Below are 14,803 nucleotides of genomic sequence, written 5' to 3' on the forward strand. Positions count from 1 at the left end.
CTGCACACTTACTTAAAACGTTCTCCTCGTTCTGTTAATACCCATTTTCGAACATATCCCATTTTTTGTTGTATGTTTTCAACCGTTTCCTCACTTTGTAACGCCCTTTGTAGCACCGTGTAACGAACATCTGTCGCTCGTACATTTGTGCCAATATCTTTTGATAGTGTTTGAAAAATCCGTTCAATTGTTTTTGTCGTGATCGATTTAGTAAGACTTGTTTCACTGACCCAAAGCCACTCCCCTACATTCCCTTGATGTATATCCTCCGTCGCATTTTTATAATGCTGTAACATTTCCATCAAAATAGGTGAAAGTCTCATCTCCCTTCTGCCATTCTGGTTTGAAATCGAAATATGTGATGATGGAATCTCAAGATGTCCCCATTTCATACGGACAAGTTCAGCAGGCTTGCAACCAGTTTCGATAAACATTTGTACAATACAACCATTCCGTCTTGCAAGCCACGCATGCTCAGGTGTTTTAGCATATTGAAAATAGGTCGGCCATACTTCTAAAATGTTTAACAATTGCTCTTTTGTCAGCACTTTTAAGGAATCCTTGCCCCTCTTTTTTGGCTGTAAAATGCTTTCATAATCAAACGGTTCAACCCATTCTCGCAAAAATACAAAGTCTACAAAACTACGGAGTGACGCTATTTTCCGATTAAAAGTATTAACATTTTCATAATTTTCTTTTAGATAATTACTATATATAAATAATAATTCTTTCAATTGTTTATCCAGCATTTGTACATTTTGCTCACTTGCAAAAGCTAAAAACTGCTGTCCATCAAGGTTGTATTGTTTCTTTGTAGCAGTACTTTTCTTTAAAGAATTTAATAGTAATAAATAACTTTGCCATGCTTCCTTTAATGGAACCATCATGCTCCCTCCTTGTTTACTGTGCGTGTGATAGTTTTATTTTATACTATTTATGGTGCGTAAGTTATTATTTATCTTTAAAAATAGTAGTGTCGGATAATCTGTAATTATCAATTAGACTTATCTTTCTGTAGACGATGCTCCTTAAGAAATAAAGAAACAAATGTTCCTATAGTAGTTTCTCATATCTTTTGCTTTATTACAATAGCAATAATCTGTTGTAGTACAATCTCTATAAAATGCCATTAATCTTGTGTAACAGGTTGAAAAAACATGAAAATTCGTATTATTTAGTGTTTATTGCTCTTTGTGTTATATAATATAAGTATCAATTTAAATGTAGGGGGCTTTTCAATTATGCAAGTAAGAACAACTCGTCTTGAGGCTGAGGATGCGAAAATTATTTATCAAGAAACGGCTGGACTCGCAATTATTACGATCCATCGACCACAGGCGAAAAATGCGCTTACCGCAAATATGTGGGATGAATTAGCTAAAATTGCACTAAAAGTGTTAGATAATCCTAAAAATAAAGTGCTCATTTTACGAGGATCTGGTGAGAATTTTACAGCAGGCTCTGATATTAAAGAATTCAACGCTATTTCTTTAGAAAAGGCAGAAGAAGCTTTTCTACATATGGAAAAAACAATATCAACGATTGAACGTTTGCCGATTCCAACAATTGGTGTTATTAACGGTCCTGCAATGGGAGCAGGGTTAGAACTTGCTTTAGCATGTGATATTCGCATCGGCTCTGAAAAAGCAAAATTAGGCATTCCTGTAGGCAAATTGGGCATCACATTAAACAATAAATTTGCCCAGCGTCTTGTTCAACTTGTTGGCCCATCTACAACGAAAGATTTGGTATTTACAGGTCGTATGTTTAAAGCCGATGAAGCCTTTAAACTGGGTATGCTGAACTATTTAGTAACTGAGAAAGATTTAAATAAATTTATGATTCGAATGGGTAAGCTGGTAGCCGGTATGTCACCAGAATCTTTACTTGCTGTAAAGCAATCTGTACAAGAATGTGTCGATAGTGTACCAACATTATGGCAAGGTTCTACACCATTTGTAGGCAGTGATTTTACAGAAGGCTGTCGTGCCTTTGTTGAAAAGCGTCAACCTCAATTTACACGCGCATCAAAATAGAAAACAGGTACTCACTCGCCCTATTGCGACTAGAGTACCTGTTTTTTATTTTCGTTTTTGTACAACAGAGTGCACTTGAACATTGATAGCATCTAGTTCGTAGCCAAAATGCTGGTAAAAAGAATGCTGTACGTCTTCTTGTAACTGATATAAGCGGCGAGGTAATGAATAATCTATCGGCATCTTTAATTGCAAAGAAATGATGACCTTTGCCTGCTCTCCAAGGCTAAACTGTATTTGTTCTACTTTTTGCACAATATCTTGCTGTTTACAAATATAGGTTAGTAATTGCACATAGACTTGCTTCTCTATTTCAATATATTCCTGTTGGAAGTCAGGACGCACAATGGTTGTTTCACCGATTTTTTCACGTTTGGGTGTGAAAATTTCCTTCCCTTTTTGCACCAGTCGTTTAAAGAAATTTTGCTCTACTTGTCGGTACGGTATTGGCATAACATGTTTTCCTTGCGTTTGGCGAATAAATCGCGCCTTTTGGATTTCCTTTTGAGAGCGAATATCCTCAACATAATAATACGTCTCAATCGGCCCTAGTTCCAAGCGCTTGGCAATATTATTGGTCATTTTATCAGACGTACCAATCAGTAATATAGATTGAACATGATATGTATCAAGAGCTTTGACGACTTCTTCACGATGCGCTTCTTCTGAAAAAATCGCGCGTCGAACAGCAGTTATCGTATTTTTTTCAAACTTCGCAGAAATCCCTGCTACTTTTACGCCATTGACAATGAGTAAACCGTCATCGATAATGGCTTCCACTCCTATTTTATGTGCAAAAACGAGCGCGCTTGTACTTTTTCCTGTTCCACTTGGTCCACTTAAAGAACATACCTTCATCTAAAAAACCACCCTCCTTGCTTAATAATAGCAGAAATGTATCGCTACTATCATTTAACATCGTTACCCGTAATTATTTTGTGCAAAAACATTCATTTAAGCTTAATTTTTTCCGCTAGCCTATGCAAGCATCTTCTCCATTACAAGAATATATTCTTTTTTCAGAATAACTTCCCCTTTCTGTGCTTTAGTATGATAAAATGTGTACTACTATTCTGTTATACAACTATAAGGAGTGTACTAGTTTGAAAATCGTACCATCAAAAAAAATGTCTCTATTTACCTCAGCAATTTTCGGAGATTTAAAGCACTTTGCTAAACAACAACAAGCAAAAGGTATGTCTTTAATCGATTTAAGTTTAGGGAGCCCTGACCTTCCACCACATGCAAAAATCCGTGAGCATTTATCATACAGAGCGGGCTTGGCAGAATCATATGGCTACACATTAACTGGCACACAACGTTTTTATGATGCAGTTAGCCGTTATTATAAACGTCGTAGCAATGTCGATTTAGACCCTACAACTGAAATCATTCAAACAATCGGCTCTCAAGAAGGCTTAGTTCATTTACCAATCGCCTTTTGTGATCCAGGAGACATCGTTCTCTCAACAAATCCAGCTTACGTCGCTTACGATGCAGGCATTCATCTAGCGGGTGCTACACCCTACTATATGCCGCAAACAGCAGAAAACGATTATTTGCCTGATTTAGATGCAGTGCCAGAAGAAGTTGCACAAAAGGCAAAGCTACTTATCTTAAATCTACCAGGTAATCCTGTACCAGCTATGCCTTCTCTTGCCTATTTCGAAAAGGTCATTGCTTTTGCTAAAAAATATAACGTGATTGTGCTTCATGATGCGGCGTATTCAGAGTTTTACTTTACTGGTGACGGTCCGATAAGCTTTTTAGCGGCACCAGGTGCAAAAGAAGTAGGGATGGAGATTAATTCTTTATCAAAAAGCTTCAGCCTAGCTGGTACACGAATTGCCTATATTGCTGGTAATGCTGACATGATTGCTGTCTTAAAACAACTTAAATCGAATTTAGACTTCGGTATTTTTGAACCAATTCAAGATGCAGCGGTAGTTGCTTTAGACCACGCGGAAGAAATTACAGAGAACTTACGTGCAACATTCTCAGTACGTCACAAAACGTTAATGAATGGCTTACGTGAGCTTGGTTGGGATGCAGCCCCTTCAGATGGTGGTATGTTCGTATGGGCAAAATATCCGTACGATATTGACTGTACAGATTTATCATTTAAGCTAATTGAACAAATTGGTGTTGTAACAGTACCGGGAACAGTGTTTGGCACAGCAGGACAAGGCTACCTACGACTGGCACTTGTTCAGCCAAAAGAGGTCTTACAAGAAGCAGTAGATCGTCTAAAAAACGTTTCCATTTCCTAATATTTAATAAAGCATGTGATAAGGATGATTCCCTTGCACATGCTTTTTATCTTTTCCGTTTGATATTGCTAAAATAAAGAGGCTGGGACATAAGAGAAAAAGTGTTAGATTGACTGCCATCAATCTAACACTTTTTTGCTATGCCGTTGTTGTCCGCTACGGCGGTGCTTTCCGCGGGCACACCGTAAGCCGCAACCCTCGCTAACGCGCGGTCTGTTGCGTCTAACATTATGTGCTGATCCCGCTGGAGTCACCGCCTTCGCTACCAACAACTAGTGAACACTTCTAATTTTTTTAATTGCAAAAGCAAGAATAGCTAAGGTCTCCATATAACAAAAAATTATGAACACCTTTCGTCTGTTTCTTAAATTTTTTTAGTTATGTCCCAGCCCCTTTTTGTTACACATCATATTTTTGTACTACTTCATCTTCGTAGCGATTATATCGTTGCTTAAATAGTTTAAATAAATGTGTGACAAGTACTTTTAAAATCGCATAGCCTGGAATCCCTAAAATTACACCTGGTACACCAAATAATGAACCTGCTGTTAGCAATACGAAAATAATCGAAATGGGATGGATGCTCAAAGATTTCCCCATAATTTGTGGCGAAATGAACTTCCCTTCTATTAACTGTACTATCGTCCAGACGATGGCTAGTTTAACAAGCATAAATGGCGAATTAACAAGCGCAATAATAGCTGCTGGTGTAATTGCAATGACTGGTCCTAAATAAGGGACCACACTTGTTATCATAGCTAAAAAACCAAGTAGCAATGCATACTTCATGCCGATAATTAAGAAGCCAATTGTGACCATTGCCCCAATACACATTGACACTAAAATTTGCCCTTGTATGTAAGAACTAATTTGCTTGTCCATATCATGTAAAACATCATGTAAACCTGGACGCATGCGAGGCGGACATATTTTCATAACAAATTTTGGTAATTTCTCGCCATCTTTTAATAAATAAAATAATATAAATGGTACCGTAACAAGCGATAAAATAATGCCTGTTAAGGTTGAAAGGAAACCTGTTATTCCTGTTGCAACACCTTGTGCTAAATTGGCCGCTGTATCTTTTACTGTTTCAATAATATCTGTTGTAAAATTCATCACGACTTTTTCATAATTAAAATCCATATTGGCTAAATACTCATTAACACGTGAGTTATTTAAGTATTCCACTATATTTTGTGTTAGGGCCATAAAATAGACAGGGAATTCCTGCGCTAAATTCGTAAATTGATCTCGTAAAAATGGATAGACCAGCACAACAAGTAAAGTAATGACGCCAACTACACCAATATATAAAATTAAAATGCCCCAAATTCTTGGGATACGCCACTTTTCAAGTATTCCTAATAATGGTCGTAATAAATAATACCCGATTACGGCTAGTACCCCTGGTAAAATAACAACCTCAAATAATACTTGTAGCGGGGTAAATATAAAGGAAACTTTTCCAAACATGTAAATTACACATGCGAGTAATAATAAAATAATTAACGTAAATAATAAATTTTTACCACCTAAAAAGCGGATAAACTTCGTCGAAAAGAAGTTTGAATGCTCCTTCGGTCTTTTTTCACTCATCTACTCACCCCAATCCGAATGCTCACCTATATTTTACAGGATAATGTTAGCTTTTGCGAAGTATCACTCCAAGGAAATTCCTAAAAATTTACTTAAAAAAGCTTTGTTTGCCTTTTCATCAATCACAATAGCAGATCCTGCATGGCTAAAGTTTTGGAAATCATAGCTACCTTCAATGGGTATTGTCGCTTTCTCTATCGATACTTTCCCTTTAGACACCATTTTTAAAACTTGTTGGATTTCTCCTGCTGACGAATAATCAGTCGTCACATAGCCTTGTGCGGCACCGATGAATTTAGGTAAATTCAATACATTTTGCGGTGCTAATAGTTCATTTTTTAATGCTTCAATTACTTTTTGCTGACGAGCAACACGCCCAAAATCTCCTTCAGCATCATGGCGGAATCTTGCATAGCCAAGCAATTCCTGTCCATTTAGATTATGCGTACCTTTTGTAAGGGTAACACCAATTTTTTCAGACATATCCTTTTCTACATCCATTTCCACACCATTAGGTGCTAAAATGTCTACAAGTGATTCAAAATTTTTAAAATCGACAAGTGCGTAATGATGAATTGGTAAACCAAACATATTACTTAATGTGTCTTTTAACAGTTGAACACCACCTAAATAATACGCCGTGTTTAGTTTATAGGATTGATAGCCTGGAATGTCTGCATAAATATCCCGCATAAATGATACGAGTTTCACATCGTTTGTTTTCTTATTCCAAGATAATACCATCATTGTATCTGTTCGCGATTTCTCTTCACCGCGTGTATCGATTCCTAATAATAAATAGTTCTCAATATCGTCCTTTACTTCGTCTCCACTAAAGTCTTCTTGGGGTACCAACGTGTCTGTGGCTAATTGCAAGCCACTTCGATATTGCATAATGCTGTATCCAGCAATGACAATGACACAGAGTAATAAGAACGTAAACAGTGCTCTCCCTTTACGCAATCGACGTTTCTTAGGACGTTGCGAGCGTCTTGTATAGTCTTGCTCTTCCATAACAAAATAACTCCTCTATTTTTTTATAGTTAATGTAACGATTGAGAGTAAGGAAAGTTTCATTTTTCTCCTACTATCCTCATCAGCATCTATCTATTCGTTATTTTATACCCTATTTGCCAGTAATGAACAAAATAATGCTATAATATTTTCACAAAAGAAAGGATGATGAATATGATTGAAAAAGCGACGTTTGCAGGCGGCTGTTTTTGGTGTATGGTGAAGCCATTTGTAGAATGGGACGGCATACATAAGGTTACATCAGGCTATATGGGTGGCCATTTAGAAAATCCAACATATGAAGACGTTAAAAAAGGCAACTCAGGCCATTTAGAAGTAGTCGAAATTGAATTTGATTCCTCTATTTTTAGTTATGAACAGTTACTTGATATTTATTGGATGCAAATCGACCCTACAGATGCCTTCGGTCAGTTTCAGGACAGAGGCGAATCCTATGCAACGGCCATTTTTACTTATTCCGAAGAACAAAAAAGAATTGCGCAGGCATCAAAAGATAAGCTTGCAAATAGCGGGCGCTTCGATAAACCTATTGTAACCACAATTCGTGATGCTCAACACTTTTATCCAGCAGAAGATTACCATCAAGACTATTACAAAAAAGAACCAGACCATTATAAACAAGATCGAGCAGTATCAGGACGTGATGAATTTATTGCGCAACATTGGAAAAAATAATAGATTCTCAAAATACAGTTTCCTAAATCAGACAAAAAGAATCCATCGTGTGAAAAACACTAGATGGATTCTTTTCTCATTACTTTAAGCTAAATGACTGCATTGCATCAAAGAAACGCTTGCCATACTTCTCGAATTTCACTTCACCAATACCACTCACTTGTCTGAGCCCTTCCAGCTCTGAAGGCTTTTTATCGCATAATTCACGCAATGTTTTATCAGAGAACACGACGAATGGTGGTACCTTTTCTTCATCGGCAATCTCTTTGCGTAATATGCGTAAGTGTTCAAATAATGGATCATTGTCTGCAAGTAGTCGAACTGTCACGGCTTGTTTTCGCATAACTGTTCGCTTGCCTAACAAAACAGATTTCCCTTCCTCCGATACGTAAATCGTTGGAAATGTGCCATGCTTAACAGCTAATAATCCTTCCGCAATTAAATATTCGATAAAGTTAGAAACCTCCTTCGAAGATTGCCCTTTTAAAATGCCATAGGTTGAAAGTCTAGAAAATCCAAATTCAAGGACTTTTTGATTTTTGGAGCCAATTAATACTTGCGCGACCATTGTTTTGCCAAATTTTTGTCCCATTCTTACAACACAAGCTAATACCTTTTGTGCGTCTTCCGTGACATCTTTTACTTCGCGGTTATCTTGACAATTACTGCAACGTTTACATGGTGCACCTGCCTGTTCACCGAAATATGTTAGTATCGCATTTTGTAGGCAGCCCTCTGTATGACAGTAATCGACCATCGTTTGTAATTTTTCTAATTCCTGTGCGATACGCGCTTCATCACGTGTCTGCTCAATTAAAAAACGTTGTGTTTGTACATCCCCTGAAGCGTAGAGCAAAATACAAGCACTTGGCAAGCCATCACGCCCTGCGCGTCCCGCTTCTTGATAATAACTTTCCATATTACGTGGCATTTGATAATGAATGACAAAGCGAACATTACTTTTATCTATTCCCATACCAAACGCATTGGTTGCAATCATAATGCGCGCCTCATCTTTTAAAAATCGTTCTTGTTCAGCCATACGCAAGTTCTCTGACAGTCCTGCATGATATTTTGCGACCGACACACCCGCACGTGTCAGTAAGTCATACAATGCGTCGACTGATTTACGTGTCGCCGCATAAATAATGCCGACTTCCGATTTATTTTTTTCAATATAATTTTTAATATAGCGCTCTTTATTTTCACCGATTAACACCGTAAAAGCTAAGTTTTCACGTTCAAAGCCTGTAATGAGTGTTGCCTTTTCGTCAATCGATAATAATTGACGGATATCCTCACAGACGGCAGGAGTTGCTGTAGCAGTTAAGGCAAGCACAGTCGGTTGTTGAGCCCATAATGTAAACAGTTTTTGAATGGCGCGATAGCTGGGGCGAAAATCATGTCCCCACTGCGAAATACAATGCGCCTCATCTACAGCTAGCAATGGTACATATAATTGTGATAATGCTTGTAAAAAGGTAGCACTTTCTAATCTTTCCGGTGCAATATAGAGCAGCTTCAAATAACCTCCACTCGCTAGCTGCATCGTTTCATCCACTTCTTGTGCTGATAATGTACTATTGATATAAGCTGCCGGTATATTCGCTGCTCGCAACGACTCGACTTGATCTTGCATAAGGGAAATTAACGGTGAAATCACAATCGTTAAACCCTCAAGCATTAATGCCGGAATTTGATAGCATATCGATTTTCCTCCACCTGTCGGCATCACGCAAAGGCTCGACTGTCCACTTAATGTTTGTTCAATAATTTGCGCTTGTCCGGTGCGAAACGAATCGTAACCAAAGTGGTGCTGTAGCATTTGTCTTGCTTGCTCCATTCTCTTTCTCACTCCTCTGCTGTAAGGCGTATTAGTTTGTAATCGCCTTGATCATTTTTGAAAATCTCATAGGTCATGATGGAATGTGCAAGTGCTTCCTGTCCCGCTGAATTGGTCAGCACGTATTCCGTTTTTGCACGCACAATAATATTTTGCCCTACTTTCTCTATCCGTTTAATCGTCGTATTAGAAAAATGGATTTTGGCTTGCTTGGACGCATAATAAGCAACCATATCTTCAAGCGTATGCTGTAAATCCTCTGCACCAGTAACAGACTGCATCACACTGGCATCATTAATCCCCACAGCCGCCTTTAAATGCTCATGAAATGTATCAATAAATATTTTTACCTCGTCCTCATTATAGGCAAAAATATTCTTCCCGTATTTTTCAAGCATTTTTTGCACCGCTTCTTTGTCACCGACTTCACTATAAGCATACAAATTTTTAGATTGAGACAAACGGTCCTTTGCCTTCATGCCGTCAGTAATCCATTCATCAAGTAACTGTACTATATCTTGAAGTGGCAATATGTATGGTTGTGAAACGCCCTGTTGCTGTCGATTAAAATAAATGCCCACTATTTGACCATTTTCTGCCTCCATCACAGGGCTACCGGGTGGTAAAGCTTGGTCTACATCTATATAATAAGCAGCTACCTTGTCACTATATCTGTTAATTGTGTGGGGTAAGCCATCGACATACACTGCTAAGTGATCCAACTTGCCATTGAAAACAGTTGGAACATTGACGGACGCAGGATACTTCACTTGTAAAATAGCAATATTATAAGCAGTAGATATATAGCGTACATCAGCTTCTACAAGTTTATCGTTACTAAATTGCACAAGGGCAGTAGGTTTTGATGCGACCAACGCTCCGTTTGTTACAATATAGAGCATCGAAGGGTCTTTCTTCACAATAATACCCGCACCAATAGCGCTCTCCCCTATAACCTTCACCTCTGGAATGAGCTTTTCCTCCTGTTTCTCCACGGGTTTGTCAGATTTAATTGCTGTTTTTTCCTTGTTAAACATTTCCGCAACGGATTGATCGCCACAGCCTGTTAACAGGAGGGTTGCCGCTCCAACGATAAGCATCTTTTTTCGCATTTGTTCACCAATACTTTCTATCGAACTTCTTTCTTTACTATCATAAACAACGACGTCATTTGTTTCAAGTTTACATAATATAATTATTGTTTTATATTAATTAAATCAAAGGTATTTATAATAATTTATCTACTTATTTTAAAGAAACATAGCATTTTTCACACTTTTGCGAAGTGTTATTAGAAGCACTCTTTAAACGAGCAAAGGCAGTAACGACATGGGGACTTGCTTGCCGTTACTGCCTTTTTCATTCTATCTTTGTGCATCATCCATAAGACATACTAGTTATTGCTTCCTTAATACAAGTGCTGTAGCAATAATCCCAGACATTAATAACAAAAAGATAACGAAGGTAAACGAATGGTTGCCTGTTACATCATAACAATAACCGATTAGTGTAGGAATAATTGCGCTCATCATAAATCCACCAGACATGACCATTGATGACCAGCTATTTGCCTCTTCATGCGTGCGTGCCTCATCCAATGGTAATAATAAACCAATAGGAAACAACCCACTTAGCACAATCCCAATAATTAAAACGCCAATCCATAATAGCCAGCCCGTCCCGAACCATAAAAGTACAAACCCGCTGACACCGATGATTCCTAATGACAATAGCCATCGAATACGATTTGACCATTTTTCCATTAGGATTGGGACAACAATATTCCCTATCATCTGAACGATTGACAGAAAAGTTAACATCGAACTAGCAGCAACGAGTGTTAAGCCTTTGTCTTGTAAAATAGGCGTTAACCAAGACATCATCGAGAAAAATAACGATGTTTGAAAACCAAAATAAAGTAAAATCGTCCACGCACGGCTGTTGTTCCACGGATTACGTACAGCTTCCTTTGTTCGCTCATCCTTTTGTACAGACGACTGCTCTACCTGATTTGGGATAACAAGCAACCAAATTATAAGAGCAAGCACAGCCAGCACTGCCCAACTACCAAGGGCAATGGTCCAATCTTTATGAAACCCATTATAAAATGATACCGTTAATGCCGCACTTAATGTTGCACCTGTACCGATGCCAAAAGAATATACCCCAACTACCGTTGCGAAACGATTAGGAAATTTTTCTTTAATAAATGCATTTAACATCGGCCCAATAATAGCGATCGCAAGACCAGCAGCAAAACTAGTGACCACAAGCAAAACATAGCTTTCTTGTAACAATCGGAGTCCATTGGCTAACGCAATAATTGTTAATAGTAGCGCAATCGCAAACTTCGTACCAAGACGTCGCTGTAACGGAACAGCCATTGGTGCAAAAAGCCCCATACAAAAGACAGGAATGGATGTTAATAAACTCATTTGCGTATTGGATACTTGAAGAGACTCCATTAACACATTAAATAGTGGCCCTATACTAGTTACAGCTGGTCGCATATTGAGAGCGACGAAAAAAATACTGACAACAACGACGATTGTCGAAGCTGTCCATTGTTTATTATTCATAACGTTGAATACCTTTCTAATGCCAAGTTCACTACTATGTCATTGTCCTTGATAAATAGTGTTATCAGACATCCGATTTCTTCTAGTCTTCTTTTAGCATTTTCTGTGCTTACCGTCAATATTTCATTATTTTTATATGCATCCTGCTTTATTTGTGCTTTTGGCACAATAAACTTAGAGAAGTATCACATATTTTTCGGTGCTTCGATTCCTAATAAAGCTAATGCTTCGTTTAGAATCATAGCTACACAATGACATAATGTTAAACGGCAACCTTGTAAGCGATCTTTTGCTAGAATTTTATTCGTTGCATAGTATTTATTAAACGCACGAGCTAATTGTAAAGCATATTTAGCTATGATGGAAGGATCAACTTGCTCATACACGTTCGCAATTGCACGAGGAAATTGTTCAAGTAACAACAAGACCTGCCAGGCCTGTTGTCCTAACGGTTGGAAAGACACTTCCTCAAGTGGACCATCTGCTTTGTCCAAAATGGAGTGAATGCGTGCATGCGTATATTGGATATATGGGCCCGTTTCCCCTTCAAACTGCATCATGTCGTTTATAGAAAATTCAATATCATGGATGCGATTATTTTTTAAGTCATTGAAAATAACGGCACCTACACCAACCTGCCTCGCTACTTCTTCTTTATTTTGTAAATGTGGATTTTTCAGTTGAATACTTTGTTTTGCAGTCTCAATCGCTTCTGTCAATACATCATGTAGAAGAACCATTTTCCCTTTTCGCGTTGACATCTTTTTTCCCTCTTGAAGCATCATTCCAAAAGCCACATGACATAAATCTTGTGCCCAAGCGTACCCCATTTTTTCAATAACGCGAAATAACTGTTGGAAATGTAATGTTTGTTCATTGCCCACGACATAATAAATTTTTTCAGGATTATACTGTTGCTGTCGATAAAAGGCGGCTGCTAAATCACGCGTAGCATACAGTGTAGCTCCATCTGTTTTCTTGATGATACAAGGAGGCATATCCTCAAGTTCAACCACATATGCACCTTCTGATAGTGTTAGTAGTTCTTTTGCTTGTAATTCTCTTACAACCGTTGCCATTTTATCATTATAGAACGCTTCTCCTTCGTAACGATCAAATTGAATACCTAACAGCTGATATAGTCCCTTGAATTCTTCTAATGATACCTCTCTAAACCATTGCCAAAGAGCAAGCGCCTCTTCATCTTGATCTTCTAACGCTTTAAATGCCGCTCGCGCTTGTACAATTAACGTTGCATCTTGTTGTGCTTCTTCATGAAATTTTACATAAATTTTCAATAATTCTTTAATTGGTGCTGCTTCAATTGTTTGTTGGTTTCCCCATAGATGATAAGCGACAATTAACTTTCCAAACTGAGTACCCCAATCGCCTAAATGATTGATACGAATAGCCTTATAACCATTTTTTTCTGCTAAATTGGCAAGCGCATTCCCTATAACAGTTGAACGTAAATGACCCATTGAGAAAGGCTTGGCGATATTAGGGGAAGAAAAGTCAAATACAACATTGCCTTTACTTATCGGACTTGTTCCATATAATTTTTGCTCTATCATCATTTTACTTAATACTTGTTGCGTGATGTGAGGTTGATTTAAAAATAAATTGACATATCCGCCAACTAGCTCGACGGATTGAATTAATTCACACGTTACATTTTTTTGAATTTCAACTGCAATGGTTTGTGGAGATTTACTTAGCTGTTTAGACAGTTTAAAACATGGCAAGGCAAAATCACCCATTGCTCTATTTTTAGGTTTTTCAAGTAATGTTTTAATGTCCTCTACTGTTACTTGCTGATGTAATGCGATCGCTAAACTTTTCGCAATTTCTGTTATCATATCCATTCCCTCCTCTACAAATAAAAAAGCCCCCGTCTCAAATAAGAGACGAGAGCATTGCATTCCCGTGGTACCACTCTAGTTGCCATTATTATGACCACTTTCAATTGATAACGGGGTGACGCCCCGGTATTCCCTACTAGTATTTCGGGAAACTTCTCCAAAGTGCGTTTCATTCAAACGATCTGCATTAGGCTCACACCATCCCTAACTCGCTTAGCAGCTCAAAATGAATTACTGTCTTTTTCACAGAATGTATATTTATTAATTAATTTTGGAATATTTTACATGATTATATCCTTCAAGTCAACGTTGAGTTGGTTTAAGTAGAAAACGATGGACAATGTCAAACTGTTTCTAGTAAAGACAGAAAGCATTTTTCCTTCTGACATTAAGCTCACTCTTTCATTAAAAAATTATCCATTAGCGTAATTCAATTAAATTAGGTAGCTTTTCCAATACTTCTCTAAACTCTAGTAAGTCTTTAAAAATATATTGTTTATCAATTCCATTAAAGAAAGTATATTGCGCACGTTCGAGATTATCCGTAATTTCAAGGGAAATCGACACATGCGTTAAATCACAGTCAGGCAAATGACAGTGTTCTTCAGCAAACCATTTAACAAATACAGGTTCCGTAATCTCTTTTGTATAGAAAAGTAAATTTTGATCTTCATAAAATCTAAACTTAAAGCCCTTTTGCAATAACAAGTGTAATATTTGTTCTTTTGTCTCCATTGTTCATCCTCCTATATTGAAAGTATTCTTTCGCTTGTAACCGTTTTACACCTAGATTATACCAAAGTAAATATTACCAATTATATACATCTTTCTATGTTAACATTATTTGTTTGATTATTAAAATAATACACCTACTTTTACAAGTATAATACCTACAGCTAATAAG

Annotated in this window: 12 protein-coding genes and 1 other annotated feature; of the genes, 3 read left to right on the plus strand and 9 right to left on the minus strand. The window is 37.5% G+C overall.

Features of this window, described 5'->3' with window-relative positions:
- Positions 1-8: 8 nt before the first annotated feature.
- A complete protein-coding gene (locus T479_RS10600) occupies positions 9-887 on the minus strand; it encodes a tyrosine-type recombinase/integrase (RefSeq protein ID WP_227665441.1) in 879 nt (292 codons plus the stop codon).
- Positions 888-1,241: 354 nt separating this feature from the next.
- Here T479_RS10600 and T479_RS10605 point away from each other — a divergent pair, with 354 nt between their 5' ends.
- Positions 1,242-2,036 (plus strand): enoyl-CoA hydratase/isomerase family protein, encoded by a 795-nt coding sequence (locus T479_RS10605; protein ID WP_025219523.1) that lies wholly within the window; start codon positions 1,242-1,244, stop codon positions 2,034-2,036.
- A 45-nt stretch (positions 2,037-2,081) separates the two neighbouring features.
- Here T479_RS10605 and T479_RS10610 read toward each other — a convergent pair whose 3' ends face one another.
- A complete protein-coding gene (locus tag T479_RS10610) occupies positions 2,082-2,894 on the minus strand; it encodes a hypothetical protein (RefSeq protein WP_025219524.1) in 813 nt (270 codons plus the stop codon).
- 245 nt (positions 2,895-3,139) lie between these two features.
- Between T479_RS10610 and T479_RS10615 the strand changes: the two genes are divergently transcribed.
- Positions 3,140-4,306: an aminotransferase class I/II-fold pyridoxal phosphate-dependent enzyme gene (locus T479_RS10615; protein WP_025219525.1), complete on the plus strand. Its 1,167-nt coding sequence runs from the start codon at positions 3,140-3,142 to the stop codon at positions 4,304-4,306.
- A 399-nt stretch (positions 4,307-4,705) separates the two neighbouring features.
- Here T479_RS10615 and T479_RS10620 read toward each other — a convergent pair whose 3' ends face one another.
- Entirely contained in the window at positions 4,706-5,905 is a 1,200-nt protein-coding gene (locus T479_RS10620; RefSeq protein WP_024361686.1) for an AI-2E family transporter, read from the minus strand.
- A 63-nt stretch (positions 5,906-5,968) separates the two neighbouring features.
- Positions 5,969-6,919, minus strand: a complete 951-nt coding sequence (locus T479_RS10625; RefSeq protein WP_025219526.1) for an LCP family protein — start codon at positions 6,917-6,919, stop codon at positions 5,969-5,971.
- Between the two features lie 174 nt (positions 6,920-7,093).
- On the opposite strand from T479_RS10625, the gene msrA reads away from it, so the two are divergent.
- Complete coding sequence (gene msrA / locus T479_RS10630) at positions 7,094-7,615, plus strand: peptide-methionine (S)-S-oxide reductase MsrA (RefSeq protein ID WP_081769887.1); 522 nt, start codon at positions 7,094-7,096, stop codon at positions 7,613-7,615.
- 79 nt (positions 7,616-7,694) lie between these two features.
- On the opposite strand, the gene recQ is transcribed toward msrA, so the two are convergent.
- From recQ to T479_RS10655, 5 genes are all read right to left on the minus strand, one after another.
- On the minus strand, positions 7,695-9,458 hold the full coding sequence (gene recQ / locus T479_RS10635; RefSeq protein WP_025219528.1) for a DNA helicase RecQ: 1,764 nt from the start codon (positions 9,456-9,458) through the stop codon (positions 7,695-7,697).
- A gap of 8 nt (positions 9,459-9,466) precedes the next feature.
- On the minus strand, positions 9,467-10,570 hold the full coding sequence (locus tag T479_RS10640; RefSeq protein ID WP_025219529.1) for a TcaA NTF2-like domain-containing protein: 1,104 nt from the start codon (positions 10,568-10,570) through the stop codon (positions 9,467-9,469).
- 285 nt (positions 10,571-10,855) lie between these two features.
- The gene (locus T479_RS10645; protein ID WP_025219530.1) at positions 10,856-12,037 is read right to left on the minus strand and encodes an MFS transporter; all 1,182 of its coding nucleotides are present in this window, start codon (positions 12,035-12,037) and stop codon (positions 10,856-10,858) included.
- A gap of 185 nt (positions 12,038-12,222) precedes the next feature.
- Entirely contained in the window at positions 12,223-13,896 is a 1,674-nt protein-coding gene (gene argS / locus T479_RS10650) for an arginine--tRNA ligase (RefSeq protein ID WP_038509651.1), read from the minus strand.
- Between the two features lie 41 nt (positions 13,897-13,937).
- Positions 13,938-14,155: a binding site (T-box leader), on the minus strand.
- A gap of 164 nt (positions 14,156-14,319) precedes the next feature.
- Positions 14,320-14,634, minus strand: a complete 315-nt coding sequence (locus T479_RS10655; RefSeq protein ID WP_025219532.1) for a hypothetical protein — start codon at positions 14,632-14,634, stop codon at positions 14,320-14,322.
- Between the last annotated feature and the right edge of the window lie 169 nt (positions 14,635-14,803).

It is taken from the genome of Lysinibacillus sphaericus (assembly GCF_000600105.1).
GTDB classification, from domain to species: domain Bacteria; phylum Bacillota; class Bacilli; order Bacillales_A; family Planococcaceae; genus Lysinibacillus; species Lysinibacillus sphaericus.